26 protein-coding genes and 1 tRNA gene are annotated in these 26,600 nt (G+C 67.1%); 11 read left to right on the top strand and 16 right to left on the bottom strand.

All coding sequences use genetic code 11. The features are described 5' to 3' along the window. The 8 genes from VF168_02625 to VF168_02590 all read right to left on the bottom strand — a co-directional run. Positions 1-282: GTP-binding protein (locus VF168_02625; protein ID HEX7003064.1), on the bottom strand; the 282-nt coding region annotated here is incomplete at its 3' end. Positions 283-328: 46 nt separating this feature from the next. Beyond that, a complete protein-coding gene (fusA, locus tag VF168_02620) occupies positions 329-2,398 on the bottom strand; it encodes an elongation factor G (GenBank protein ID HEX7003063.1) in 2,070 nt (689 codons plus the stop codon). Between the two features lie 75 nt (positions 2,399-2,473). Then, on the bottom strand, positions 2,474-2,944 hold the full coding sequence (gene rpsG, locus VF168_02615) for a 30S ribosomal protein S7 (protein HEX7003062.1): 471 nt from the start codon (positions 2,942-2,944) through the stop codon (positions 2,474-2,476). A 30-nt stretch (positions 2,945-2,974) separates the two neighbouring features. After that, a complete protein-coding gene (gene rpsL, locus VF168_02610) occupies positions 2,975-3,361 on the bottom strand; it encodes a 30S ribosomal protein S12 (protein ID HEX7003061.1) in 387 nt (128 codons plus the stop codon). A 211-nt stretch (positions 3,362-3,572) separates the two neighbouring features. Next, on the bottom strand, positions 3,573-4,748 hold the full coding sequence (locus VF168_02605) for a 5-(carboxyamino)imidazole ribonucleotide synthase (GenBank protein ID HEX7003060.1): 1,176 nt from the start codon (positions 4,746-4,748) through the stop codon (positions 3,573-3,575). A 3-nt stretch (positions 4,749-4,751) separates the two neighbouring features. Further along, positions 4,752-5,270 carry a 5-(carboxyamino)imidazole ribonucleotide mutase gene (gene purE, locus VF168_02600; GenBank protein HEX7003059.1) on the bottom strand — a complete coding sequence of 173 codons (519 nt, stop codon included), beginning with the start codon at positions 5,268-5,270 and terminating at the stop codon, positions 4,752-4,754. Beyond that, a complete protein-coding gene (locus tag VF168_02595) occupies positions 5,267-6,253 on the bottom strand; it encodes an L-threonylcarbamoyladenylate synthase (protein HEX7003058.1) in 987 nt (328 codons plus the stop codon). Before VF168_02595 ends, purE begins: the two co-directional genes overlap by 4 nt. Positions 6,254-6,318: 65 nt before the next feature. Continuing rightward, positions 6,319-7,617: a glycerate kinase gene (locus VF168_02590; protein ID HEX7003057.1), complete on the bottom strand. Its 1,299-nt coding sequence runs from the start codon at positions 7,615-7,617 to the stop codon at positions 6,319-6,321. Positions 7,618-7,705: 88 nt separating this feature from the next. Here VF168_02590 and VF168_02585 point away from each other — a divergent pair, with 88 nt between their 5' ends. Genes VF168_02585 through VF168_02575 form a run of 3 tightly spaced genes read left to right on the top strand, consistent with a single transcriptional unit; the run spans position 7,706 to position 10,741 of the window. Beyond that, positions 7,706-7,990 carry a hypothetical protein gene (locus VF168_02585; protein ID HEX7003056.1) on the top strand — a complete coding sequence of 95 codons (285 nt, stop codon included), beginning with the start codon at positions 7,706-7,708 and terminating at the stop codon, positions 7,988-7,990. Between the two features lie 46 nt (positions 7,991-8,036). Beyond that, positions 8,037-9,431, top strand: a complete 1,395-nt coding sequence (locus tag VF168_02580; GenBank protein HEX7003055.1) for a TldD/PmbA family protein — start codon at positions 8,037-8,039, stop codon at positions 9,429-9,431. Beyond that, positions 9,428-10,741, top strand: a complete 1,314-nt coding sequence (locus VF168_02575; protein ID HEX7003054.1) for a metallopeptidase TldD-related protein — start codon at positions 9,428-9,430, stop codon at positions 10,739-10,741. The genes VF168_02580 and VF168_02575 overlap by 4 nt, the downstream gene beginning before the upstream one ends. Before the next feature lie 169 nt (positions 10,742-10,910). Here VF168_02575 and aroH read toward each other — a convergent pair whose 3' ends face one another. Continuing rightward, complete coding sequence (gene aroH, locus VF168_02570) at positions 10,911-11,306, bottom strand: chorismate mutase (GenBank protein HEX7003053.1); 396 nt, start codon at positions 11,304-11,306, stop codon at positions 10,911-10,913. Between the two features lie 109 nt (positions 11,307-11,415). Between aroH and VF168_02565 the strand changes: the two genes are divergently transcribed. Together VF168_02565 and VF168_02560 are read left to right on the top strand one after the other, a co-directional pair. Then, positions 11,416-12,609: an acyl-CoA dehydrogenase family protein gene (locus tag VF168_02565; protein ID HEX7003052.1), complete on the top strand. Its 1,194-nt coding sequence runs from the start codon at positions 11,416-11,418 to the stop codon at positions 12,607-12,609. Positions 12,610-12,643: 34 nt separating this feature from the next. Beyond that, a complete protein-coding gene (locus VF168_02560; protein ID HEX7003051.1) occupies positions 12,644-13,438 on the top strand; it encodes an SAM-dependent chlorinase/fluorinase in 795 nt (264 codons plus the stop codon). A gap of 40 nt (positions 13,439-13,478) precedes the next feature. Here the strand turns inward: VF168_02560 and dusA are convergent, their stop codons facing one another. Further along, positions 13,479-14,504: a tRNA dihydrouridine(20/20a) synthase DusA gene (gene dusA / locus VF168_02555; protein HEX7003050.1), complete on the bottom strand. Its 1,026-nt coding sequence runs from the start codon at positions 14,502-14,504 to the stop codon at positions 13,479-13,481. Further along, positions 14,501-15,526 carry a 4-hydroxy-3-methylbut-2-enyl diphosphate reductase gene (gene ispH / locus VF168_02550; GenBank protein HEX7003049.1) on the bottom strand — a complete coding sequence of 342 codons (1,026 nt, stop codon included), beginning with the start codon at positions 15,524-15,526 and terminating at the stop codon, positions 14,501-14,503. The genes dusA and ispH overlap by 4 nt, the downstream gene beginning before the upstream one ends. A gap of 167 nt (positions 15,527-15,693) precedes the next feature. On the opposite strand from ispH, the gene VF168_02545 reads away from it, so the two are divergent. Next, positions 15,694-15,770 (top strand) — tRNA-Ile (locus tag VF168_02545). A 99-nt stretch (positions 15,771-15,869) separates the two neighbouring features. Here the strand turns inward: VF168_02545 and VF168_02540 are convergent. Then, entirely contained in the window at positions 15,870-17,180 is a 1,311-nt protein-coding gene (locus tag VF168_02540) for a S1C family serine protease (protein ID HEX7003048.1), read from the bottom strand. An 82-nt stretch (positions 17,181-17,262) separates the two neighbouring features. On the opposite strand from VF168_02540, the gene VF168_02535 reads away from it, so the two are divergent. Beyond that, positions 17,263-18,267, top strand: coding sequence for a bifunctional oligoribonuclease/PAP phosphatase NrnA (locus tag VF168_02535; GenBank protein ID HEX7003047.1), 1,005 nt, complete (start codon positions 17,263-17,265; stop codon positions 18,265-18,267). Between the two features lie 13 nt (positions 18,268-18,280). On the opposite strand, the gene VF168_02530 is transcribed toward VF168_02535, so the two are convergent. The 4 genes from VF168_02530 to VF168_02515 all read right to left on the bottom strand — a co-directional run bounded on the left by VF168_02530 (position 18,281) and on the right by VF168_02515 (position 22,679). Continuing rightward, positions 18,281-19,153 carry a hydroxymethylglutaryl-CoA lyase gene (locus VF168_02530; GenBank protein HEX7003046.1) on the bottom strand — a complete coding sequence of 291 codons (873 nt, stop codon included), beginning with the start codon at positions 19,151-19,153 and terminating at the stop codon, positions 18,281-18,283. Positions 19,154-19,200: 47 nt separating this feature from the next. Continuing rightward, a complete protein-coding gene (locus tag VF168_02525) occupies positions 19,201-20,079 on the bottom strand; it encodes an ABC transporter permease (protein HEX7003045.1) in 879 nt (292 codons plus the stop codon). After that, positions 20,072-20,992: an ABC transporter permease gene (locus VF168_02520; protein HEX7003044.1), complete on the bottom strand. Its 921-nt coding sequence runs from the start codon at positions 20,990-20,992 to the stop codon at positions 20,072-20,074. Before VF168_02520 ends, VF168_02525 begins: the two co-directional genes overlap by 8 nt. Before the next feature lie 154 nt (positions 20,993-21,146). Further along, positions 21,147-22,679, bottom strand: a complete 1,533-nt coding sequence (locus VF168_02515; protein HEX7003043.1) for an ABC transporter substrate-binding protein — start codon at positions 22,677-22,679, stop codon at positions 21,147-21,149. A 104-nt stretch (positions 22,680-22,783) separates the two neighbouring features. Between VF168_02515 and VF168_02510 the strand changes: the two genes are divergently transcribed. From VF168_02510 to VF168_02495, 4 genes are all read left to right on the top strand, one after another. Continuing rightward, a complete protein-coding gene (locus VF168_02510; protein ID HEX7003042.1) occupies positions 22,784-23,977 on the top strand; it encodes a M20 family metallopeptidase in 1,194 nt (397 codons plus the stop codon). An 85-nt stretch (positions 23,978-24,062) separates the two neighbouring features. Next, positions 24,063-25,688 (top strand): DNA repair protein RecN, encoded by a 1,626-nt coding sequence (gene recN, locus VF168_02505; GenBank protein ID HEX7003041.1) that lies wholly within the window; start codon positions 24,063-24,065, stop codon positions 25,686-25,688. Between the two features lie 209 nt (positions 25,689-25,897). Beyond that, entirely contained in the window at positions 25,898-26,125 is a 228-nt protein-coding gene (locus VF168_02500; protein HEX7003040.1) for a primase-helicase zinc-binding domain-containing protein, read from the top strand. A gap of 98 nt (positions 26,126-26,223) precedes the next feature. Next, positions 26,224-26,592: a hypothetical protein gene (locus VF168_02495; protein ID HEX7003039.1), complete on the top strand. Its 369-nt coding sequence runs from the start codon at positions 26,224-26,226 to the stop codon at positions 26,590-26,592. Positions 26,593-26,600 lie beyond the last annotated feature (8 nt).

Below are 26,600 nucleotides of genomic sequence, written 5' to 3'. Positions count from 1 at the left end.
AATCATATTCTTCACATAATCCGCATGACCCGGACAATCAACATGCGAATAATGCCGCTCCGGAGTCTGATACTCAACATGCGAAGTATTAATCGTAATACCCCGCGCCTTCTCCTCCGGCGCCTTATCGATCTGATCATAAGACTGCGTCTCCACAGACGGATCCGCCGCCGCAGCCGCAAACGTAATAGCAGCCGTCAACGTCGTCTTCCCATGATCAACATGACCGATAGTCCCAACATTCACATGCGGCTTCGTACGCTCGAACGTCGCTTTCGCCATTTCACGATCTCCTTAGCTGGGCCGGCGGGGGCCGGCCCGGAATGGATTACTTCTTGACTAGCTCTTCCTGGATGTTCTTCGGAACCTGTGCGTAGTGATCGAGGAACATCGTGAAGGTCGCACGGCCCTGACTGAGACTGCGCAGGTCGGTCGCGTAGCCGAACATCTCGGAGAGTGGTACGTGAGCGTTGATCACCTGGGCGTTGCCGCGAGGCTGCATCCCCTGGATCTGACCGCGGCGCGAGTTGAGGTTGCCGATGACGTCACCCATGTACTGCTCGGGCGTGACGACCTCCACCCGCATGATCGGCTCGAGGATCGCCGCTGCGCCCTGCTGCATCGCGTTGCGAACCGCCATCGAGGCGGCGATCTTGAACGCCATCTCCGACGAGTCGACCTCGTGGTAGGAGCCTTCGTAGAGAGACACCTTCATGTCGACGATCGGGAATCCGAGGAGCGGACCGTTCTGCATCGCTTCCTCGATCCCCTTCTGTACCGCCGGGATGTACTCCCTGGGGATGGTTCCGCCCACGATGGCGTTCTCGAACTCGAAGCCCTCGCCACGCCCCTTCGGCTCAGCCTTCATCTTGACGTGGCCGTACTGACCACGGCCGCCGGTCTGTCGCACGAACTTTCCTTCGACGTCCACCGGCTTGGTGATCGTCTCGCGGTATGCCACCTGCGGAGCGCCCACGTTCGCGTTGACGTTGAACTCCCGGCGAAGGCGATCGACGATGATCTCGAGGTGGAGCTCGCCCATCCCGGAGATCGTCGTCTGGCCGGTTTCCGGGTCGGTCTCGACACGGAAGGTGGGGTCCTCCTCGGCCAGCTTGGCGAGGCCGTTGGAGAGCTTGTCCTGGTCGGCCTTGGTGGCGGGTTCGATGGCGACCGTGATGACCGGCTCGGGAACCTCGATCGACTCGAGTTCGATCGGATGCGCCGGGTCGGAGAGGGTGTCTCCGGTACCGGTGTCCTTGAGGCCGATGACCGCGCCCAGGTCGCCGGCGCTGATCCGCTCGACCTCTTCACGGGAGTTGGCGTGCATCTTGAGGAGGCGGCCGATCCGCTCCTTCTTGCCTTTAGAGACGTTCAGCACGTACGAGCCCGACTCGAGCACGCCCGAGTAGACGCGCACGAACGTGAGCCGTCCCACGTAAGGGTCGGTAGCGATCTTGAAGGCGAGCGCCGAGGTGGGCGCCTTCTCGTCGGCCGAGCGGGTGTCTTCGGTCCCGTCGGGCAACACGCCGCGGATGGCGGGGACGTCGAGGGGCGAGGGCAGATAGAGCGCCACCGCATCGAGGGCCCGCTGCACACCCTTGTTCTTGAGGGCAGAGCCGCACAGCACCGGGAACACTTCGAGGCTGATGGTGCCCTTGCGGATGGCGGCGTGGAGCGTCTCTGCCGGTACTTCCTCACCCTCGAGGAAGAGCATGGCGACGTCGTCGTCGACGTCGGCGAGCTTCTCGATCATGAGGTTGCGTTTCTCCTCGGCCAACCCCTGGTACTCGGCGGGGACGTCGCCGACCTTGATGTCCTGACCGAGGTCGTCCATGTAGGTGTACGACTTCATCTCGACCAGGTCGATGATGCCGGCGAACGATTCCTCCTGGCCCATGGGCCACTGGATCGGCACCGCGTTGGCGCCCAGGCGCTCCTGCATGGAGTCGAGGACCAGCTGGAAGTCGGCCCCGGTCTTGTCCATCTTGTTGGCGAAGGCGAGGCGCGGGACATGGTACTTGTCCGCCTGACGCCATACCGTCTCGGACTGAGGCTCAACGCCCTGCGAGGCGTCGAACACGGCTATTGCCGCGTCGAGCACGCGCATCGAGCGTTCGACCTCCATGGTGAAGTCGACGTGCCCCGGGGTGTCGATGATGTTTATCCGGGTATCACCCCAGAAGGCCTGGGTAACGGCCGACGTGATGGTGATGCCCCGTTCCTTCTCCTGCTCCATCCAGTCCATCTGCGAGGCGCCCTCGTGGGTCTCGCCGATCTTGTGGATTCGGCCGGTGTAGAAGAGGATCCGCTCGGTGAGCGTGGTCTTCCCGGCATCGATGTGGGCGGCGATACCGATGTTCCTGGTCTTCTTGAGATCGATCGTCGTTGGCGTTGCCATTCTCTCTCCCTAGGCGTTACCGGCTCCGCAGCGGATGCCGGCAGCGCCGTTTGCCGATAAAAACAACAGGGCCGTCTACCAGCGGTAGTGAGCGTAGGCCCGATTGGCCTCCGCCATCCGCTCTACGTCTTCCTTCTTCTTCACGGCGCCGCCACGGCCCTGCGCGGCATCGAGCAACTCGCCGGCTACCCGCTCGACAGCCGTGCGCTCGGGACGGGCGTCCGAAGCGGCTACCAGCCAACGCAGCGACAGCGACTGGGCACGGCGCGGACTCACCTCGACGGGAACCTGATAGGTGGCCCCGCCAACACGTCGGCTCTTGACTTCGATACGGGGGCGGATGTTGTCGAGCGCCTGACGAAATACCTTCAGGGGCTCCTGGCCGCTTCTCTCCTGGATGAGGCGGCAAGCGCCATAGAAGATGCGGCTGGCCAGGTTCTTCTTGCCGTCGCGCATGATCTTGTTGACGAAAGCGGTCACCGTCGTGTCGCTGTATACGAGATCGGGCTCGAGCTTCCTTACCTCTGCTCTACGTCTACGTGCCATTCAGATACCTCGACCTGTCTCCTGAACCCGTTACTTGGGCTTCTTCGTGCCGTACTTCGAACGGCCCTGGTTGCGCTGGACGTAGCGGCCAACGCCCACGCCCTGGGCGTCGAGCGCGCCGCGGACGATGTGGTAACGAACCCCTGGGAGGTCCTTGACACGACCGCCACGGATTAGAACGACCGAGTGCTCCTGCAGGTTGTGCTTCTCGCCGGGAATATAGGCGGTGACCTCGTAGCCGCTCGAGAGGCGGACACGGGCTATCTTTCGAAGCGCCGAGTTCGGCTTCTTCGGCGTCTGGGTCTTCACCGCGGTGCAGACTCCACGACGCTGCGGGCTCCCCTTGAGTGCGGGGGTCTTGTTCTTCTTCTTGAGGGTCTTGCGACCCTTGCGGAGTAGCTGGTTGACCGTAGGCAGAGTGATCAACTCCTTCTTTCTGGCCGCGTCGCCCCTTGGTGGAGGCCGCGGACTGGACTTTCAGGACCGTCGCTGGGCAGGAACCGGTGCTCGACGAACGATCCGCGTTGCAGCAACGGTTTCAGGCGCACGACAAACCAACCCCCGGACCCATCGCTGCGGGCCTGGGGGACACAAACCTAGCTAGTATATAGAGTGCCCTTCAGGTGAATCAAGTCCTGGGCGACGCAAGTCCACCGGAACCGAGGGAGTTCGCGGCTCCCAGCGCAGCGCGCGCCTCCAACGCTCGCCGAGCGGCGGCTTCAGGAGTATCGGCCAGCGCCGTTATGTGGCCCATCTTGCGGCCCGGTCGTGCCCGTTCCTTGCCGTACAGGTGGAGTGCGACACCGGGTATGCGCAGAGCCGCCGTCCAGTCGGGCTCGCCATCGTGCCACAGGTCGCCCAGCAGATTGGCCATCGCGGCGGGCCTCACGAACTCCATCCCGGCCAGGGGCAGGCCGCATACCGACCTCAACTGCTGCTCGAACTGACTCGCTACGCACGCCTCGATAGTCAGGTGCCCGGAGTTGTGCGGCCGCGGAGCGATCTCGTTCACGAGCAGCCCCCCTCCGGCTGTCACGAACATCTCCACGCAGGCGAGCCCTACAAGCTCCAGGGACACCGCAACATCGCGAGCGAGATCGCGTGCCTCCTGCGCGGCGTCGGTCGCGAGCCGGGCGGGAACCGTCGAGAGGTCGAGAACGTGTTTGGCATGCCGGTTCTCGATCGGGCCGCAGGTAGCCATCTCTCCGTCGGGCGTGCGGGCAACGAGTACCGACACCTCCCGCTCGAACTCCACGAACTCCTCGAGGACGCACGGGCCGGCTTCCGCCTGGGCAGCTGCAGCCGCCCTATCATCGTTCCCGGCGATCATCAGCTGCCCCTTGCCGTCGTAACCGAAGCCCGCGGTCTTGAGCACGGCGGGGGTGCCGATCGCGGCCAGCGCCCTGTCGAGTTCGGCCGGATCGTTCAGGTGGATGGCGCGGGCGTGGGGCAGCCCGTGGCGAGCCAGGAACTCCTTCTCGCGGCGCCGATTCTGAGTGATGTGCAGCGCCGCCGGACCGGGTCTCACCGGTACCGATCTCTCGAGCAGTTCGAGGGCGCTGGAGGGGATGTTCTCGAACTCGACGGTGACCACGTCGACGACGCCGGCGAACCGGGCGAGCGCGTCCTCGTCCTCGTACTGTGCGTCCATCTCGAGATCGGCTGCCCCGCCGGCGGGCGTGTCGGAGCCCGGGGAGTAGACGGCGATCCTGTAACCCATCCTGTGCGCGGCGAAGGCGAGCATGCGGCCCAGCTGGCCGCTGCCGAGTACACCGATCGTCGCGCCGGGCAGCAGCGGCTCCACCGGTTACCGTCCGCTGGCGTCGGCGACCGGCAGTTCCGACGCCTCCGCTTCCCGCGACTGCCTCTCGCGGTACTCGATGAGCCTCGCTCTGAGTGCAGGCTGCTCGAGGGCGAGGATCTGGCAGGCGAGCAGGGCGGCGTTGACCGCGCCCGCGGTGCCGATCGCCAGCGTGCCTACCGCCACGCCGCGCGGCATCTGGACGATGGAGAGAAGAGAATCGATGCCGTTGAGCGCTCGGCTTTCGACCGGAACCCCAAGTACGGGAAGGTGGGTTCTTGCGGCGATCATCCCTGGCAGGTGGGCCGCGCCGCCGGCACCCGCGACGATCACCCGGATACCCTCTTCGGCCGCCCCCGCGGCGAAGCTGGCCATGAGCCCGGGCGTGCGGTGAGCGGAAACGACCTTGCAGTAGTGCGGGACGTCGAGTTCAGTCAGCAACTCGTGGGCGTGGCGCATCGTCTCCCAGTCGCTCTTGCTGCCCATCACCACGGCCACTAGGGGACGTTCGCTCTGCACGCTCATTTCGTCCCCTCCCCGGCAACCGCTCGCCGCCCGGCCGAGGCACGCCGAAGGCGGTCGCGCACCGCTTCCCACTCGGGGCCCTCCGGCGGCTCTTCGACGAGGATGGGCAGGCCGGCCCGGTCCAGTTCGTGGAGGGCGGCGTAGAGGCCCCGTGCGTAACCCCCGGCCTCGTCAGGGAGGCGGCGCCAGTTCCCTTCGAAGTCGATAGGGGCGCTCCGCCTGGCGAGGACGGAGAAAGCCCCCCTGGCCGCGAGCGCCTCGAGTCGCGCCGCGGCGACCAGCTCGACCGGACAGCCGGGGGAGTAGTGCCGCTCCAGCGAGCCGGGCACTCGCGGCGCTCCAACCGTCGGGACGGGTCCGAGTTCGCTGCCGAGGAGCGCTGCGATCTCGTGTCGTCCTACACCCCCAGGGCGCAGTATCCGCGGCGTGCCGCTCGAAAGGTCGACGATGGTGGACTCCACTCCTACCTCGGTCGGGCCGCCGTCGAGTATGGCTGCTACGCGCCCCCCGAGCTGTTCGGCGACATGCTGCGCCGTGGTGGGACTCAACCGGCCGAAAGGGTTGGCCGAGGGAGCTGCCAGGCCGCCACCGAAACTCGCCAGAAGGCGCTGGGCTACGGGGTGAGCCGGCACGCGGAGGGCGACTGTGTCCTGGCCGCCGGTTACCTCCAGGGGAACCGCTGGAGCACGCTCGAGAACGATGGTGAGCGGGCCCGGCCAGAACGCCTGGGCCAGGATCGTGGCCTGCTGCGGCACGATCCGGGCCCATTCCCCCAGTTGTTCGGCGCCCGCCAGATGGACGATCAGCGGGTGGTCCGCCGGCCTCCCCTTCGCCTCGAAGATCCTCGTCACCGCTTCGGGGTTCGAAGCGTCCCCGCCAAGGCCGTAGACGGTCTCGGTCGGGAAGCTCACGAGCTGCCCGGCGCGGAGGAGCCGGACGGCTCTCCGCAGGTTCTCGTCGCTTGGCGGGAAGATAGTGCTCATCCAACGGCAGTTTAACCGCGCTGGAGCAGTTCGGCGTCCGTGATTCCCCTTCCGAGCTGGCCGGATCACCCCGAGGGATCGATGAGGATGATGCGGAGGTCGTTGACGTTCGTCCCGGTGGGACCGCTCACCAAGAGGTGGCCCGAGTCCGCGAACACCGCGTAGCTGTCGTTCGCCTCGAGGCTCGCCCGGGCGGCCCGGCGATCGAGGGAAGTAAGCAGTTCGGGCGTGACCAGCACCCCGGCGTTGTGCTCGCTGCCGTCGCGGCCGTCGGTGTCGGCGGCCAGAGCCCAGATCGGCGAGCGCTCCGGGAGTTCGAGCGCGAGCCCCAAGGCGAACTCGCTGTTGCGCCCGCCACGGCCGGCCGCGCGTACCGTCACCGTCGTCTCCCCGCCGCTCAAGAGAGCGCATGGAGGCGTGAACGGCTCGCCTCTCTCCGCCACCTGGCGGGCTATGGCCGCGTGCACCCGGCCGACCTCCCGGGCTTCACCAACGACCACGCTGCTGAGGATGCTGGCCTCGTAACCGACGTCCCGCAGGAGTTCTGCGGCGGCCTCGAGGCTCGCCTGGTTGTTGCCGATAAGCGCCGTCGCCGCTCCAGCCAGCCTGGGATCGCCTGGCTTGGGAGTCTCCGGAAGTCGGCCCGCGATGCCCTGTTCGAGCACCCTTCGCGCCCCCGGCGCCTTTATCTCGTACCTAACGAGGACCTCGAGAGCGTCGGCGAAGGTCGTCGGATCGGCGACCGAAGGACCCGACGCTACAGCCGAGAGGTCGTCGCCGACGACGTCGGAGAGGACCAGGGCCGTCGTACGCGCCGGGCTGGCGGCGAGAGCCAGCCGTCCCCCTTTCACCTTTGAGAGGTGCTTACGGACGGTGTTGATCTCCTCGATCCGGGCGCCCGAGCGCAGGAGGGATCTGGTCAGCTCCGTCTTCTGGGCGAGGTCGATGCCTTCCGGAGCGACGAGCAGAGAGGAGCCTCCCCCTGAGAGGACCACTACCACCTGGTCGTCCGGGCCGTAACCATGGACCAGGTCGAGGATTCGGCGCGTCGCGGCGACACCCCTCACGTCGGGGATCGGGTGGGAAGCGGCAGCGACCTCGATCCGCCGGGGAAGGCTGTCACGTTCTTCCAGCGCTCCGTCCGGGACGATCACCAGGCCCTCCAGACTCGGTACGTCGCGGTAGTGGCGTTCGACGGCCTTCGCCATCCGCCCCGCGGCCTTGCCGGCCCCCACGACTGCCAGCCGGCCGGCCGGGACGGGAGGCAGGAGGTCGGCCGGGATCCGCTCGGGATCGGCCGCTTCGACCGCCGCCGCGAAGGCGCGCTCCAGCAAGCTGCGTTTCTGGGCGTCGGGTCTCGGCATCGTTGCTTCTCCTCGGTCAGGAACGGCTTGAGCTCGGCGCTGCCGGCGCCGCTCCACCATGAACTGGTGTCCGGGCTACAATACCGCCATGTTCGGACTCTTCCGTCGCCAGGATCGCCACTTCAAGGACGACGGCAACTTCCTGCTGGCGCGGGTAAGGACCGACCGTAACGGGGAGGAGATAGACGTGCGCCTCTCCAAGACCAGCGAGATGAGTTCGCAGGGCGGCGGTTACTTCGTACGCAAGGTCCTGCTGGGGCCCAAGAGCTTCGACCAGGCCGTGCTCGAGGTGACCACCAACCGGGCGCACAAGGTCCTGCGGTACTCGGTCGAAGGAGGGTCTCTCGTACCCGTCAGCGAGTGGCGCAGCTGAACAGGGGCTCGGCCCGGAAGCAGCCGGTGCGGGTTACAGTCCTTCCATGTTGTCCAGAAGAGTAGTAGAAGACGTCCTCGCCAGCGGCCGTGCCGGCGGCGCGGACTTCGCGGAGCTGTACGTCGAGAGGTGGTACCGCCGCGGGCTCAGGACCATAGACTGCCGCGTGCGGGAGGCGGTGAGCGGCATCCAGTACGGGGCCGGGGTACGTCTCGCGTACGGTACCGAAGTGGTTTACGGCTACACCAACGACCTGAGCGAGAGGTCTCTTCTCGAGCTGGCCCGCACCCTCGGTGAAGTGAAGGGTGGCGCCGGCCGGGTCGACGAGGCGGGTCGCGGCGGGATCGACTTCCGCCGCGAGGCCGCCAGCGGTCTCCACGCGCCCGAACGCCCGTTCGACAGCGCCGACAAGCGGTACCGGCTGGAGCGCCTGCGGGAACTAGACCAGGGGGCGCGCATCGCCCCGGAGATCCGCCAGGTGGAGGGGCAGCTGCTCGAATGGCAGCAACAGGTGCTCATCGCCAACAGCGACGGCGTCTGGACCGAGGACGAGCGCGTCCGCTCGAGGCTCATCGCTCAGGTGATCGCCAGTGACGGCAGCGAGACCCAGACCGGTTCGCACGGCCCCGGTCTCTCGGTAGGGCTCGAGCTGTTCGACCGTTTCCCGCCCGCCGGCGTGGGCGAACGCGCCGCTCAGGTGGCGATGGCCAACCTGCGGGGCAGACCGGCGCCGGCCGGCACCATGCCGGTGGTCATCGGCAACGGCTTCGGCGGAGTCATCTTCCACGAAGCGCTGGGTCACCTGCTCGAGACCACCTCGGTGGCCAAGAAGGCTTCCGTACTGAGCGACAAGCTGGGCGAGATGGTGGCGAGCGAGGTGGTCACCTACATAGACGACGGCACCACGCCGCACGGCTGGGGCTCCTCGGAGTACGACGACGAAGGGGCGCCGACGGAGCGGACGGTGCTCATCCGCAACGGCCTGCTCGAGTCGTACATGGTGGACCGCATGGGTGGCCTTCGCACAGGCTACCGTCCCACCGGCTCGGGCCGCCGCCAGGACTACACCTTCGCTCCCACCTCGAGGATGCGCAACACCTTCATAGCTCCTGGCGACACCCCCCGCGAACGGCTCTTCGACGGCATCGAGTACGGCCTCTACGCAAAGAGCCTGGGCGGCGGACAGGTCCGGCCCGGCTCGGGCGAATACAACTTCGCGGTGCGGGAGGGGTACGTCATCCGCAACGGCAAGGTCGAGGAGCCGGTGCGCGGCGCGATGCTGGTAGGCAAGGGTACCGACACGATCACCAAGATCGAGGCGGTCTCCGACGACCTCTCCACCGAACCGGGGATGTGCGGCAGCCTGTCGGGTTCACTGCCGGTCGAAGTGGGACAACCGCACCTCCTCGTGAGCGAGATCGTGGTGGGGGGTGAAGCGTGAACCGCGAGGAGGCGTTGCGTTACCTGCTGCAGCGCGCCGGGGAAACGGGGATCGACCTGGAGGTACTCGCGGACGAGTCGCGTGAGCTGACCATCGACTCCTTCGACGGGAACGTCTCCGACTTCAAGCAGGCCATCAGGGGCGGCGTTGGTGTTCGGGCCGTGGTCGAGGGCCGGGTGGGGTACGCCTGGACCGAAGACCTTGACCGGGAGGCGCTCGACTGGGTCCTCGAGGAGGCTCGCGAGAACGCCCTCCTCCAGGAGGAGAGCGACGGCGACGGCTTCCTGCCCGAGGGAGAGGGATCGGGCCAGAGCGACCTCCTCTCCGAGGGACTGAGCGCCCCCCTGCAGGAGAAGGTAGAGCAGGCCCTCGGCCTCGAGAGAGAACTGAAGAAGGACGAGCGCTACAGCCGCACGGTCAGCGCCCGCTACACCGAGCGGGAGGTCCGTCACTCGGTAGCGTCGAGCAAGGGTGTCGATGGCGGCTACCGGGACGGGTTCGCCGGTCTCTTCGCCGCCTTCGTCATGCGTGATGGCGACAGCGTCAAGCAGGGGTACGGGCTCGACGCGGCCAAGGAGTTCCACGAACTCGATCCCGGGCGCACGGCGCAGGAGTTCCTGCGGCGGACGGGACGGCTGCTGGGCGCGAGGCCGCTGAAGACGGGCCGGTACCGCGCCTATCTCGAACCGCCGGTCGTCGCCGACCTGCTGGGCGTCCTCGAGTTCTCCCTGTCGGGCAAGACCCTGGTAGAGGGCAAGAGCCGCTTCGACGGGAAGCTGGGCGAGCGGGTCGCGTCGGAGCTCGTGACCCTGGTGGACGATCCCGACCACCCGGAAGGATTGGGCAGCCGACCGTTCGACAGCGAAGGCATGGCGGCCAGGCGCCTGCCCCTGATCGAGCAGGGCGTCCTGCGCTCCTTCCTCCACAACAGCTATACGGCCCGGAAGAGCGGGCAGCCGAACACCGGTCACGCGGCACGCAACTACCGAGGTACCCTGGGGATCTCGCACAGCAACCTGCTGCTCCTGCCCGGTGAGGGGGTCGCGACGAACGACGGCGTAGTCGTCTGCGAGCTGATGGGGCTGCACGCGGGCGCGAATCCGATCTCCGGCGACATCTCGCTACAGGCCCTGGGGCTGAGGGTCGAGGGCGGCGAGAGCTACCCGGTGGAGAACTTCGTCATCTCCGGCAACCTGTTCAGGATGCTCGAGAAGGTGACCGCGGTTGGCAGCGAGCCGGAGTGGAGCCCAGGCGGTTCGATCCGGTCGCCAATGATCGAGATCGAGAGCCTCTCGTTCGGTGGCGCCTGAAGAGCGGTAGACGAGGGGGGAGGTGAGGCGTTCGCCTCCGGTTCGGGTTCTTCTGAGGCGGTCGCCTCCGGTTCGGGTTCCACTGAAGCGGTCGCCACCCGTTCTGGTTCCGGTGCGGCGATAGGCTCTTCTTCGGGTTCCAGCGCGGCGGAGGCGGCCTAGTCGCTGCCTACTGGGCGCTCACCAGGTCGGGCCTCAGCGACTTCGCCTCTCGCAGGTAGATGTGGCGCATCTCGGCCTGACTCTTGCGGGTGTTGAGCTGCATCATCACGCGGATCGCCAGCGGCAACCGGTCAGGTACCGGGATCTCCTGATTACAGAGCAACGGCACCATGCTCATGCCCAGGCGTCTCGCGGCCTCGGCCGGGAAGGTGCTCGAGATGTCGGGTGTGGTGGTGAAGAAGATCGCCGCTATCGGCTCGAACTCCTCGATCCCGTTGGCGCGCAGCATCTCCTCGAGAAGCTCGCCCGTCGCCTCCAGCACCAGTTCGGGGTCGTCGCGCTCGACGGTGGTCGCGCCCCGTATCCCTCTGACCCAGAAAGGTCTCTCTGCTTCCCTGCTCAAGACGGACTCCTGCGTGCTGGACCTTCGCCGCTCATGGCGGAGTCTACCAAGCGGCGCTCGGGAGCGTACAACGACCGGCGTTCCCGCCTCTCCTCTGTTAGCTTTGGTCATGACTACGAGGGAGATCGGACGGGGTTCGCAGTTCTGGTTCGAGCCCAACGAGGACGCCAGGGCGATACTCGCCCACCTGCGCGACTACCTCGATCGGGAGGTCGCTCCGGGAGCGACCGAACGGGACGAGAGAGGGGAGTTCCCTTCCGACCTGGTGAATGGCCTGGCGCAGATGGGGCTCTTCGGCCTTCAGGTGCCCGAGGAGTACGGCGGAGCAGCCCTCCCTACCGCCACTGCCGCCGCCATCGTCGAGGAGATCGCGGCGGTGGACGGTTCCCTCTGCCTCACCGTCGCCTCCCACAACTCGCTCTGCGTGGGTCACATCCTCCTCGCCGGCAACAGCGAACAGCATCAGAGGTGGCTACCTGCGCTGGCCAGCGGGGAGAGGTTGGGCGCCTGGTGCCTCACCGAGCCTGGCTCCGGTTCGGACGCTGCTGCGCTCACCACACGCGCCGAAGACCGGGGCGACCATTTCGTCATCAACGGCGCCAAGTCGTTCATCACTCAGGGAACCGTCGCCGGAACCTACGTAGTGCTCGCGCGTACCGACGAACCGCGCGAGGGACGCAGCAAGGCGGATGGGATAAGCGCCTTCATCGTGGACGGCGGCTCCAAGGGGCTGATCCGGGGTCGGCCGGAGAAGAAGTTGGGCCTCCACACCTCCGACACGACGCCGTTGACCTTCGAGGATCTCGAGGTGCCAGCCGAGAACCTGCTGGGCGAGCGCGCCAATGCGTTCCGTGACGTGATGCAGGTGCTGGCCGGGGGCCGCATAGGTATCGGGGCCATGGGGATCGGACTCGGTCGGGGCGCGCTCGAGACCGCCGCCCGGTACGCGCTCGAGCGGCAGCAGTTCGGCAGGCCCATCGCCAGCAACCAGGCGATCAGCTTCAAGATCGCTGCGATGGCGACCGAGTTGGAGGCGGCCCGGTTGCTGGTGCTCAAGGCGGCGGAACTACGTGACGCCGGTCGCGACTACTCGCTCGCGGCCGCGCAGGCGAAGCTCAAAGGCTCGGTAGCCGGCGTCGAAGCGTGCGATGAGGCGATCCAGATCCTCGGCGGCTACGGCTACATCCGGGAGTACGAGGTCGAGCGGTACTGGCGGGATGCCAGGCTCACCCGGATCGGCGAAGGCACCGACGAGGTCCAGCACCTCATCATCGCCAGGGAGTACCTGGAGCGGTTCCGCTGAGAAGCGGGCTGCGCCCGCCGATGCGAACTCCGAAATGTCAGCACCGATAGCCCTGCTCACCGATTTCGGTTCCACGGACGTCTACGTGGGCGTGATGAAGGCCGTCATCTCGGGCCTGGCTCCTTCGTCCCAGGTGATCGATCTGGGCCACCAGATCCCGCCTCAGGATGTGCGGGCCGCCGCTGCCGCCCTTCTCTTCGCTTGCCCCTACCTGGCGGCGGGCACGGTCGTGTGCTGCGTCGTCGATCCGGGTGTGGGGACGGAGCGGGCGCCGCTCGCCCTCGAGCTGGAAACGGCTGCAGGCGCAATCTACCTGGTGTGCCCCGACAACGGCGTCGTCACTCCCCTGCTGGGATCGGTAAGGCGAGCGGTCATCACGGACGATCCCGCCTTCCACCTGCCGAGGGTCAGCGCCACCTTCCACGGCCGCGACGTGTTCGCCCCCGTATCGGCCCACCTGGCCTCCGGCGTCGAGCTCTCCGCTCTGGGAAGCGACAAGGAACCCGGGGAACTGGTGACGCTCCCCTGGCCACGGGCCGTCGGCGTGGACCGCGGCTGGCGGATCGCGGTCGTCCATGTGGACCGCTTCGGCAACCTCATCACTAATCTCGAGGGAGAACGGCTGCGGGAGGGGCGCTGGCTGGTGCGCTCAGGGTCCAGGAGCGTGCCCGCGCTGAGCCCTACCTTCGGCGCAGTGGCGGTGGGAGAACCGGTGGCCTACGAAGGGAGCAGCGGCTTCCTGGAGATCGCGATAAGGCAGGGGAACGCGGCCGCCGAGTGGGGGCTCGGAGTAGGCGACGAGCTTCTCGTCGAGCGCGTAAGCGGATAGTCGTGGCGACCTCGAGCCGGCTACTCGCGACGGGACGTGCTCAGGCTACGGCCGCTGCCGAGCCGGCCGCCCGCTCCTCCCGAACTAACTGCGGTACGAGCGAGAGCGCCTCGAGCAGGAGCTCGGGGCCCGTACCGGGCAAGTGAGCCTTCTCGCTCAACTTACGGCGCCACGCCTTGGCGCCCGGCCGGCCGTTGAAGAGGCCCAGCATGTGTCTCGTGATCCGGTGGAGCGGCACCCCGCGGACCAGCTGTTCATCGAGGTAGGGGAGCATCCTCTCGACCACCTCGCCCCTGGTCGGAGTGGCCTCCGTGGCGCCGAAGAGGCGGGCGTCGGCGTCGCCCAGCATGAACGGTTCCTCGTAGGCCGCCCGGCCGATCATCACCGCGTCCACCCACTCGAGGTGTCCTGCCGCATCCGCCAGCGAACGAACCCCTCCGTTCAGCTCGATCTCGAGCTCCGGGAAGTCGCGCTTCAGACGGTAGACGTCGTCGTAACGAAGAGGCGGGATCTCGCGATTCTCGCGGGGCGACAGGCCCTGCAGCCACGCCTTGCGGGCATGGACGGTGAACCGCTGGGCCCCCGACGGAGCGACGACGTCGACGAAGCGGGCCATCTCTTCGTAGCTGTCGCGCTCGTCGATGCCGATCCGGTGCTTGACGGTCACCCGGATGGTGACGGCCTCCCTCATCGCCTGGAGGCACTCCCTCACGAGTTCGGGCTGAGCCATCAGGCAGGCGCCGAAGTTGCCTCTGGCGACCCGTGGAGAGGGGCAACCGACATTCAGGTTCACCTCGTCGTAACCCCAAGACTGAGCGATCGCGGCGCACTGCGCCAGTAGCTTCGGGTCGTCGCCACCCAGTTGCAGCGACAGCGGGTGTTCGGCCTCCGAGTAGCCCAGGTGCCTCTCCCGGTCGCCGTGCAGGATGGCGTTCATGTTGACCATCTCGGTATAGAGCAGGGTGTGGCTGGTGAGTTGACGCAGGAGGTAGCGGAAGTGCCGGTCGGTCCAGTCCATCATCGGCGCGACCGAGAGGACCGGTCCGCCACCCGACGCGGGCCTCATCCAGCCCCTCCGGCCACCGGCACCCGCCTCGCCGGACGGAAGCTGATCTGCTCCCACTCCCCCTCCTCCACCAGCTCCAGTAGCGGGTTGAGGTCGCGGAAGTAGGCGACGATCTCCTGCACGAGGTCGTCCGGGGTAGAGGCAGCAGATGAGATGCCCACGCTTTCGACGCCCTCGAGCCATGCTGGATCGATGTCCGCGACCCCTTCGACTCGCCGGGCGTTGCCGCAAAGTTCGTCCGCCAGTTCGAGGAGCCTCATCCCGTTGCTGCTGTAGTCGCTGGTAACGACCAGGAAGAGGTCCACCAGCGGGGCGATGCTGCGTACCGCGTCCTGTCGGTTCTTGGTGGCGTAGCAGAGGTCGTCACGTGCCGGAACGACGAGTTCCGGGAAGCGTTCCCTGAGCAGCTCGATGGTGCGGGTGGTGTCGTCGACCGACAGGGTGGTCTGTGTGAGCACGACGACCTTCTCGGGATCGGGCACGTCGACCGTCCGGGGGTCGGCCAGGCCAGGGTCCTCCTTGCGGTTGCCGAGCACGCCCACGACGGTGGTCGCCTCGGGCGCCTCGCCTCGCGTGCCGATGACCTCCTGGTGCGAGGTCGAGTCGCCCACCAGCAGTATGTGGTAACCCTCCCTGGCGTACCGCTTCGCTTCACTGTGCACCTTCGTCACCAGGGGACAGGTCGCGTCGATGGTCGCAAGCCCCAGCTCTCGGGCGTGCTCGCGCACCGCCGGGCTCACCCCGTGTGCGCTGAACACCACCGTCTCGTCTAGCTTCCGGCCGTTGCGCCGCAGCTCGTCACGCAACCGTTCCAGTTCGCCCAGGTCCTCGACGAAGTGCACGCCGTGACCCGTCTCGAGTCGTTCCACTACGGTGTCGTTGTGGACGATCGAGTGGTAGACGGGAAGCTCGCCGGCGCCGCTGGCAAGGTTCTCCTGGGCGGCCTTCTCGACCGCCTCGATCGCCATCTCTACGCCGGCGCAGAAGCCTCTGGGCCGAGCGAGGTAGATCCGCGAAATCACGCCTCACTATAACGGCGTGAATGCCGATCGCCGGTAGGCGGCGAGCACCGGACGGCATCAGGGGCAGCTGTAGTAGACCGCTCCTGGACGCACTTTCCTACGGCTGCACCGATGTCGCACAGGCTTGACCGGCCTTTTTTTGCCGTGATAGACTCCATTTCGCTCGCGGGCGATTAGCTCAGTTGGTTAGAGCGCGTCGCTGATAACGACGAGGTCGGTGGTTCAAATCCACCATCGCCCACCAGATCCGCGTCGAAAGCAGTCGGAAGCAAAGGACAGATGCGCTCGATGCGCCGGACCACGCACCCTTCGGGGTGCGTTTTCGTCTCGATGCAGGCGAAGGTCAGAAGACCTGCCGGTAGGCGTCCAGTCGCAGGCCGAGTTCGGTCGTAGTGGATCCTCGCTGGACCGTCAATATCACCTTCTCGCCTACCGACCTGGCCCTCACCACCTCGAGCAGCCTTTCGAAAGTAGGGGTCCTGTGGCCGTCAACGGCCACGATGACATCGGCCCTCAGGCGCCGGCCCGTCAGCCTCCCGGCCTCGTCACGCAACGGCAGCTCCTCGATGCTGCGCAGACCGGCCCTGGCTGCGGGTCCGTCACCGTCCACGCTTCCAACGACGACGCCGGGCTTGCGGCCCAACGAGGGGCCGTCCCGCTCCCTGGGGTCGTACTCGAACGCCACTTCGAAGCCGATAACCGGTATGTCCCGCTTCTCGCCGGCCAGCAGTCCTTCCACAGTCGGGGAGCCTTCCAGCGTGGGTACCGCGTAGGAGGCGAACCGTGGAGCGGCGTTGCTGCCGAGCAGCCGGTCGAACGGCAGATCGCTCTGGGAGCTGAGGATCGAGGGGGTGAAGGAGATGTAGGAGACGACGCCTACGACCCTCCCCTCCTCGTCGACGACCGGTCCACCCGAGTCGCCGGGCGCCAGGGCGGCCGTGAGTTCGATCGTGTCGGAGGCGAAGTCGGGCCTCTCGGCGTTCACGCCAAGGCGCGTCACCTCGCCGCTGCGGTCGGCGAGGAACTCGCCTCGCGAGTTGCCCACGGCCAGAACGTCGTCGCCCAACTGGGGCAACTCGCCTGCGAGCTCGAGGAAGGGAACGGGCTCGTCCACCTTCGCCTGCAGCAAAGCCAGGTCGCGGTAGGCATCGAAGCCTACGAGCTCGAGCCGGTGTTCCTCCAGATCGGAGTCGATCGCGACGTAGTAGAGAGGGCAACCGCTCGCCAGTTCGAGCGAGCGGCGCCGCACGACGTGGTAGGCCGTCATCACCTTGCCGTCGGCCGAGAGGTAGAAGCCCGAACCGACGTCGATCGGCCGGTCGCGAAGCAACGGGTTGGCGCACCGGCTCTCGATCCGCAAGGTGGCGGGCCTGATCCGCTCGTATACCTGGGCCAACCGCCCCGTCGCCTCCACCACCGGCGGCGCTTCGGGCACGAATCCCGGGTGGCGGAAGGCCGGGTCTTCGGGTCGGGAAGGGAGGAAACCGATGCTCCCCGCGAGGAGCCCGATCGCGCCGAGCAGGAGCAGGAGCAGCCAGGTGAAGCGAGTTACGCGTCTTCCGGTCGGTTCGGCAGGAGCCTCGGGTTCGAGCAGGGGGGCGCTCTCTCGGCGCCCTTCCCTGCTCACTCTTCCCTCGGGTCCGGACTCCTCCATCGCCGGATTATCGTAGCTGGGTGGCCCTCCTGTCTGCTCAGTAGCCGACAGAAGGGTTATGGCAGGCGGTTATCATCGGCCCATGCTGTCAACAGTGGACAACCGCGGCGAGCGCGACTACGCCGGCAAGGTGAGTCGCATAGCCCAGAAACTACGCGAGTGGCAAGGACCGATCGTGGTCATCGCCCACGTCGACCCGGACGGAGACGCGCTCGGGTCGACGCTCGCGCTCAAGCGGGCTCTCGAGGCGATGGGAAAGGGCCCGGTGCTGCTGCCGATGGAGCCGCCACGCTTCCTCGAGTTCCTGGCGGGACCGGACGAGCTCTCCGCGCCGCTCGAGGCGCTACCCGACGGGGCGCTCCTGGCCGTGCTAGACGTAGCCGACGAGACCCGCGCCGAAGGCGCCCCTCTGGAGGGTGCCGAGTTCGTCATCAATGTCGATCATCACGGCACCAACTCGCGCTTCGGAGATCTCGCGCTGGTGGAGCCGGGCAAGGCGGCCACGGCGCTGATGGTCAAGGAGATCGTCGAGGCGATGGGCGTGACCTGGACCGTTCCCATCGCCACCCCCTGTCTCACCGGCATACTCACCGACACCGGCAACTTCCGCTACGCCAACACAGACACCGAGGCGCTCCGAGCCGCCAGCGAACTGATCGCTACCGGCCTCGACTACGCCTACCTCGCCGATCGACTCCAGTGGCGGCACCGGGACTACTTCCGGATGCTCGGCATGGTGATGAACACGGTCGAGTTCCCCCTGGACGGCAAGGTGGTCGTCGCGGGAGTCACCGAGGAGATGCGCGAGCGGGTCGGGGAGAGCGAGGACGATTCTGACGATTACGTGGGTCTGATCCGCTACGCCGAGGGCAGCAAAGTGGCTGTTTTCCTGAAAGAGCGCGAGGGCCACACGAAGGTCTCGGTAAGGACCCGGGACGGTGTCTCGGCCCAAGCCATCTGCGTGGAGCTGGGCGGTGGGGGGCACGTTTCGGCAGCCGGCGCGAAGATCGAGGGGCCCCTGGCGGTCGCTCGAGCGAAGGTGCTGGAAGCGGCCGCACGCGAGCTGGAACGCTGCGGAGCGATCTAGCGCTAACCCGGTTTCAGTGCGCGGCGCTGCCGTAGTCGGTCAGTTCGGCCGCGCGCTCCGCGAGAGCGGGCAGGGCGTCGAGCCGCAAGCCGGGGAGTTCGCCCTTCCCGGCGAGCCAGGGCAGGACGCGTTCGCTGGGCAGGTTGCCCACCAGTTCGTCCCCCGCGAACGGGCAGCCGCCCGCCCCCGAGAGAGCACCCTCGAACCAGCGCACCCCCGCTTCCCAGGCGCCCTTCATCAGCGGCAGCCAGCCGTCCGGACGAGCGTGCAGGTGCAGGCCCAGCGAGCCCGGTTCGGGTACCGTCTCGAGGACGGAGGTCACGACATCGGCGCTGGCCTTCCCCACCGTGTCGGCGAGGGCGATACGGGTCACGCCCAGATCACGAAGGCGCGTGACGGCCGCCGCGGTCACTCCGGGATGCCACGCTTCCCCGTACGGGTTGCCGAAACCCATGGACAGGTAGACCACCAGTTCCAGGCTCGCTTCCTCCGCCGCCCGCACGAGCTCACCCACCAGCCGCCAGGAACTCTCCAGGTCGCGGCCGGTGTTCCGGCGCTGGAAGGTTTCGTTCACCGACAGCGGGTAGCCGACCGAGGTCACGTTCGCTGTGCCACGGGCCCGCTCGAGGCCGCGCTCGTTCGCGATGATGCAGAGGAACTCGGCGTCGCCCGGCCGCTCCAGCGAGCTCACCACCTCGTCACTGTCGGCCATCTGGGGAACCGCCCTGGGGGACACGAAGGAGCCGAGGTCGAGTCGCCGGAAGCCGGCATCGAGCAGCGCCTGGAGGTAGGCCCGCTTCATCTCGGCGGGGATGGTCCGCGGCAACGACTGCCAGGCATCGCGCGGGCACTCGACCCAGTGGACCAGTTCTCTTGCGGCGGTCATGGAGCGATGTTAACCGGAGCTTCGAGCACGCTCGAGCTACCGGCCCGCTAGCTCCGGCCCCTCAACTGCGGGTCGAGAGCGTCGCGCAGGCCGTCACCCAGGAGGTTGAAGCCCACAACCGCCAGGAAGATGGCGAGACCCGGGAAGGTGGTGACGGAGGGCCTGGTGAAGATGTAGTTGCGCCCCTCACCCAGCATCGCGCCCCACTCGGGCGTCGGGGGTTGGACCCCCAGGCCCAGGAAACCGAGGCCGGCCGCGGTGAGGATGGTCGTCCCCATGCTCAGCGTCGCCTGCACGATGACCGGCGCCAGGGCGTTGGGCAGCACGTGTCGGGCCAGAACCCGGCTGTCGGCAGCCCCCATCGCCAGGGAGGCCTCGATGTAGCTCACCTCGCGGATCGAGAGCACCGAACTGCGCACCAGCCGGGCGAAGCGCGGGATGGTGGCTATGCCCACCGCGATTATCACGTTGGTAAGACCTACGCCCAGGAGAGCGACCAGGGTCAGGGCCAGGAGGAAGCTGGTGAACGACAGCATGAGGTCCATCACCCGTTGGATGACCAGATCGACAGGGCCCCGGTAGTAGCCGGAGATGATCCCCAGAGGCACACCCACGACCATCCCCACGACCACCGCGAAGCCACCGATGACTAGCGTGAGCCTCGCCCCGAAGAGGAGTCGGGCCAGCAGGTCGCGCCCGAGCTGGTCGGTTCCCAGCGGATGGCTCAGCGAGGGCGCCTGGAGGACCGCGCGCAGGTTCCCCTGGGTCGGGTCGTAGGGGGTGAGAAGCGGCGCGAACAGGCCGGCCAGCAGCAGCACGGCCACGATCGAGAGGCCAGTTACCGCGCTGGGGCTCCTGAGCAGGCGCCTGAGGGTCTCGTTCCCGACCATCCTCGAGCGACGGGGGATAGCGGCCGCCCTAGCCATAGCTGACCCTCGGGTCGATGACGGCGTAGAGCAGATCGACGATCAGGTTCACCAGCGCGAAGAGCAGGGCGAAGACTATGACCAGCCCCTGGATAGTGGGGTAGTCGCGCGCGAAGATCGAGTCGACCAGGAGCCTGCCCAGTCCGGGCCAGGCGAAGACGGTCTCGGTGAGGATGGCGCCACCCAGCAACTCTCCGAACTGCAGGCCAACGACAGTCACGACAGGCGCCAGCGCATTACGCAGCGCGTGCCGCCACAGGACTACCCGCTGCCGCAGGCCCTTCGCTACCGCGGTCCTCACGTACTCCTGGTGGAGCACCTCCAGCATGGTCGAGCGGGTGATGCGGGCCACGAAGGCGAGCGAGAAGAACGCCAGGGTGACGGCGGGGAGGATTATCGACAGCGGTCCCTCGGCGCCGGCGGCCGGTAGCCAACGGAGCCTGATCGAGAAGAGGATGATCAACATGAGGCCCAGCCAGTAGACCGGCATGCTGATCCCGAAGAGGACTACCGTGGAGACGAACAGGTCGAGCGGTTTCCCGGCCTTGGCCGCGGCGAGGGCGCCAAGGGGCACACCGATCGCAACCGCCAACACGGTGCTGACGAGGGCCAGGTAGAGGGTGGCCGAGAAGCGCTCGGCTATCTCGCTGGTGACGCTGTTGGAGGTGCGGGCCGAGGTGCCGAGGTCACCCTGGACCAGGTTCCCCATGAAGATCAATCCCTGACGCCACAACGGCTCGTCGAGGCCCAGTTGCACCCGGATGCGGTCGACATCCTGCTCGGAGGCGAGCACGCCGGCGATCACCCTGGCGGGATCGCCGGGCAGTGTCCGCACCATCAGGAAGATGGTGATGGCCACGAACACGACCGTGACCAGGACCCCCACCAGTCGCTGGATCAGGTAGGCGTGCAACTACTCGTTCCGTTCGTTCCCGGGCCCGGGCGAACGCCGCGGGCGGTCCTCATCTCGTGGTCCTGGGGCCAGGCAGTGCGGACCGGCCCGAGGGCCGATCCGCAGGTCGAGAAGGTGGACGGGTGAGCGAGTCACACAGGCTCGGGCCGGAGGATCACTCCGCGGGCCGGGCGTAGATCGCGTAGAACTTCTCGTTCGGCAGACCACTTATGTTGGTGACGTCGGCCGAATGCACCATGGGGAAGCTCTGCACCCAGAGGAAGATCCATGGAGCCTCATCCCAGATGATCCGCGACGCCTGGGCGTAGAGCTCCTGTCGGCGTTCCGGATCGACCTCGGCGTTCGCCTCGTCTATCAGCCGGTCCACCTCAGCGTTGTGATAGAACGACGTCGCCAGGCCAGCGGGCGGGTGCTGCGAGCTGTGGAACTGCTGCATCTGCTGGGAGGCGTCGAGGAACGCGGGCGCCCAACCGAGGAGGTGAAGCTGCGTCTCGTTCTGCTCCACAGGCTGGGTCATCGTGCCGATGTAGGTGGGCCAGTCCATCGTTCGCACCTGGGCGTTTATGCCCACGTCGTCCAGGTAGCTGGCGATCGCCTGGGAGGCCGGGAAGTCCTGCACGTAGCGGCCGGTGGGCGACATGAAGTCGAGGGTAAGCGAACCCTCCTCTACGCCAGCTTCGGCGAGCAGCTCGCGAGCCCGCTCCGGATCGTACTCGTAGGTGCCGATCGGTTCGTAGCCGAAGATGCTCTCGGCCATGGGAGCGTCCATCACCGTCGCGGCTCCGAAGAGGATGCCATCGACGATCGCCTGCTTGTCGACCGCGTAGTTGAGCGCCTGGCGCACCCGCGGGTCGTCGAGAGCCGGGTCGGTGGTGTTGATGACGATGAAGATAGTGCGGTCGCTCGGTCCCATCACCACTTCGACGGCGGGGTTGGCCTGGAGGGCCGGGATGTCCGAAGCGGGCGGCAGGATGATCATGTCCACCTGACCGGAGAGTATGAGGCTCTCCCGGGTGGTCGCTTCGGGCACGATTTGGAAGATCACCTGCTCGTAGTAGGGCAGCTCGCCCCAGTAGTCGTCGAACCTGTTCACGACTATCCGCTCGCCGAAGGAGCGCGACTCGAAAACGTAGGGCCCCGTTCCCACGGGTCTGGTGACGTTCTCGTAGCTGTTCCCCTGGGCCTCGACCGAGTCGGGGGAGATCAGGGCTGCCGTGGTCTGCGTGAGCGCGCCGGCGAGATACGGTGCGGGCTCGCTCAACAGGATGCGCAGGTGAAGGTCGTCGACGATCTCGACGCCCTCGATGGCGGTGTAAGCGCCTCGACGCGGCACCCGGACGTTCGGGTCGATCAGGCGCTCGATATTCCAGGCGACGACCTCGGAGGTGAGTTCGGTGCCGTCGTGGAAGGTGACCCCGTCGCGCAGGGTGATGTTCATGCTGAGCCCGTCCTCGGCCGTCTCCCATTCGGTCGCCAGCAGCGGCACCAGGCCTCCGCTCTCGTCGATGCCTATAAGCGTCTGGGCCATGTAGTCGACTATGTTGTCGACCGTCGTAGTGGTGCCCTGTACCGGGTCGAGCGTATCGGCATCTACGCCGATAGCTATGCGGAACGTCTCCTGTGCCACCCCGAAGCTGAGGAGCACCGCCAGGAAAGACACGACTCCCTTGATGAAAACGACTCGCATAACTTTGCACCTCCTGCAACTCGAGAGTACCCCAGGTCGACCACGCACACAACACGCCGGCCGGTACGCTGCCGGAACGATGAAGCCGGAGGTTATGCTGGGCTATGCACGACGCGTTGTTCCGCAGACTCGATGCCCTCTTCCCCGAACTCGTGGAGTTCCGCCGCGACCTCCACATGCACCCCGAGCTGTCGTTCCAGGAGGAGCGCACTCCCGCCCGCATCGCCGATTTCCACAGGTCGTTGGGCCTCGACGTCAGGACCGGGGTGGGCGGACGAGGAGTCGTCGCCCGCCTCGAGGGAAGCCGACCCGGGCCCACCGTCGCCCTGCGCGCCGACTTCGACGCCCTCCCCATCCAGGACGAGAAGGATGTGCCGTACAAGTCGACGGTTCCTGGCGTCATGCACGCCTGCGGGCACGACATCCACACCGCTGGCCTGCTGGGCGTGGCCAAGGTGCTCAGCGAAGCCCGCGAGGAGCTGAGCGGAGCGGTCGTATTCATCCACCAGTTCGCCGAGGAGCTCACCCCGGGGGGAGCCAGGCCGATGATCGAGGACGGCTGCCTCGAGGGGGTCGACGTCATCTACGGAGCGCACGTGCACTCGCCTGCCGACTTCGGCAAGGTAGGCGTCCGGCCGGGTCCCCTGATGGCAGCGGCCGACTCTTTCGACGTGGAGATAACGGGTCGCGGCGGGCACGGGGCGATGCCGCACCTGGCGGTGGATCCGATAGTGACGGCCAGCCAGTTGGTGGTGAACCTGCAGCAGATAGTGAGTCGCGGGGTCGATCCGCTGAAGTCGGCGGTAGTGACGATCGGCGCACTGAGCGCCGGAAACGCCTTCAACGTCATCCCCGAAACCGCCCGCCTCAAGGGCACGGTGCGGGCCTTCGACGAGGAGGTGCGCCAGAGCATCAAGGAGGCACTGGCCAGGATCGTCGATGGCACCTGCCAGGCAGCGGGCGCGACGGGCAGACTCGACTACCACGACGGTTACCCGGCCGTACTCAACGACGAAGCGGAGGCAGCCAGAGTGATGCGACTGGCGAGCGAACTGCTGGGCCGTGAGAACGTGCAGACGATCGAGCCGATGATGGGCGGTGAGGACTTCGCCTACTACCTCCAGAAGGTCCCCGGCGCTTTCTTCTTCGTAGGTGGCCGGAACCAGGAGCAGGGCGCGGTCCACCCCCATCACCACCCCCTGTTCGATGTCGACGAGCGGGCGATGCTGGTGGCCGGCAAGCTGTTCATCTCGTCGATACTCGATTACCAGAGGGCGTCCTCCCCGGTTCCGGCCTGAGACGTCGCTGCGACCGCCGCTCCTGTCCCGGCACGGGCCCAGGCCTGGGCGGAACCGCGGAGAGCACGAAATATACTGTTGAAGCGTGCTGAGTGCTCTCGAGCTCAAGGACTTCGCGATCGTCGACGAGTTACGGCTGGAGCTGGCCCCCGGCCTCAACGCCCTAACCGGCGAAACGGGCGCCGGCAAATCGATCCTCGTCGACGCCCTCACCCTGCTGGTGGGCGCCCGCGCCGACACGGGGATGATCCGTGCCGGCTGCACTGCGGCCCTCGTCCAGGGATTCTTCCGGGGCGAAGGAAGTGGAGCCGGCGAGATCTCCGCCTCCCGACGGGTTCAGGCCGAGGGGCGCTCACATGCCCGGATCGACGGCGAGCTCGTAACGGTATCCGAGTTGGGTGAACGGATCGGCTCCCTGGTTGCCATCCACGGACAGCACGCCGCCCAGGCGCTGGCTCAGGCCGAGGAGCCGCGGCGCCGTGTCGACCGGCTCGTCGATGACGCGGCTCGGGAGTCGCTGGCTCGCTACCGGGCAGCGTTCCTGGAGCACCAGCGCGGCAACGCTCGACTCGCCGAGCTGCGCGAGAGCAGCCGAGAGCGGGAGCGCCGGCAGGGGTCACTCCGTTACGAGATCGACGAGATCGATGCGGCGCAGCTGCGCCCAGGCGAGGAGGCGATCCTGCGTGGACGCGCCGAGAGCCTGAGGCACGCAGAGCGCATCGTACAGAACGCGGCCAGCGCCCATTCGCTCGTGAGCGATGGGGAGAGAAGCGCCGTTGCGCTTCTGGCCAACGCCGCTCGCGATCTCGCGAACGCCGCCCGGCACCACGCCGCTTTGGCGCCGTTGGCCGCGGAGTTGGAGGAAGCGCGCGCCTCTCTGCAGGCGACAGGCGACGAGATCGAGTCGTTCCTCGCCGACTTCGAGATGGATCCTGCCGAGCTCGATCGGGTCGAGGCGCGACTGGCCAGGATCGAGGCACTGGAACGGAAGTACGGTGACACGGTCGAAGCGGTCCTCGCCTACCGAAACGAAGCGGCAGCCCAGTTGGAGCGCCTCGAGGGCGCAGAGTTCGACGCCGATGAGCTGGAGCGACGGCTCGCGAGCCTGCGCAGCGAACTCGATGACCTTGGCAAGACGGTCGGCCGCGCCCGCGAACGGGCGGGGGACGAGCTGGCGAAGCGGGTTAGCGAACTCCTCGGCCAGTTGGGGATGACGGGAGCACGCTTCGAGGTGAGGCTCGAACGTTCGCCCGAACCGGGACCGTACGGACTCGAAAAGGTCCGCTTCGACTTCAGCGCCAACCCAGGGGAGCCGCTGGCCGACCTCGCCGCGGTCGGTTCCGGCGGCGAGCTCTCACGAGTCATGCTCGCGCTCGACGTGGTCACGGGCTCCGACAAGCCGGTTCTCGTGTTCGACGAGGTGGATGCCGGCATCGGAGGCAAGACGGCGCGCGCGGTGGGATCGCTCCTCCGGCAGCTCTCGCGCGACCACCAGGTCCTCGTCGTCACTCATCTGCCGCAGGTCGCTGCCTTCGCCGATGCCCAGTACTTCGTCGAGAAGCAGGGCAAGGAGGGGCGCACCGTCACCCGGGTACACCAGCTGGAGCCGCACGAGCGGGAGCAGGAGATCGCACGGATGCTCAGCGGCGACGTCACCGAGGCTTCGTTGCGCAACGCTCGGGAACTCGTCGCCCAGTCCCGCTCAGGATGAACAGGTTGCCGTCCCGGCTGCCTGCCTGGCTGGCAGTGCCACCACTGAACCCGACTGCGAGGTGGCGCCCGTACAACGCGAGGCAGAAGCGAACCGCGCTTCCTGCGAGGGCGTCCATTCGCGCCCTACCCCACCTACAGTCCGGAGACTTGGAGCGACCTGACGTTCGCCCCGGCGCGACAGCCTACAATGAAGCCCGGGAGGTGCGGATGTTTGACGCCGAAGGAAGCTTCGACGAAGAGCCCTGCCCCGCGTGCGGCAGCCGGGACACGGTGACCTACCAGTACGAGGAGGGCTTCAGCGAGCTCGAGTGCAGGGTCTGCGGCTTCCGTTCGGACCAGCAGGAACTGTCGGACCTTCAGCGATACAGCGGGGACCTGCTCGAGAACGAGTCCGGCGCCCCGCCCCCCGTCCCCTTCAAGTCGATCAAAGCCTGATGTCAGCCGCAGCGAACTCGCGCGCCGCAACCCTGGGGATGCGGCCGCGTTTTTTTCGTGCCGCCCCCGTTCCCGCCACTGGCGCGAAAGGAGAGACGATGGAAGTGAACGTGGTTCTCAGCTCCGAGGAGATCAAGCGCGGCCTCAAACACTACCGTCGCATCGCCAAGCAGGACATCCTGCTGGCGGCAGATGCAGAGAAGCCCGACGATTTCCGTCGTCACGCGGAGGCTCGGCGCAGCGTATACGCCCACCTGAGCCAGCTGGCCGAGACTCGCAGTCCCCAGGAGGTGGTCCAGGAGGCGCTTCGCTGCTACCAGGAGTTGCCATTCGTCACCGGCACCTCATCAGGCGAGCACATCGAAGTGAAGGGGCGGGAGAACGCCCTCGAGAACTTCTTCCTTATGGTCGGCCTGGAGCCGAAGGTCAGGCGAGAGGTGAGGAGCCAGCGCCAGGCCCTGCGGTGAGCGGCAAC

The organism is Trueperaceae bacterium, from assembly GCA_036381595.1.
Classification (GTDB): Bacteria; Deinococcota; Deinococci; order Deinococcales; family Trueperaceae; genus DASVCN01.
Note: the sequence above shows the minus strand (reverse complement) of the source record. Positions and strands in the feature narration are given on the sequence as shown.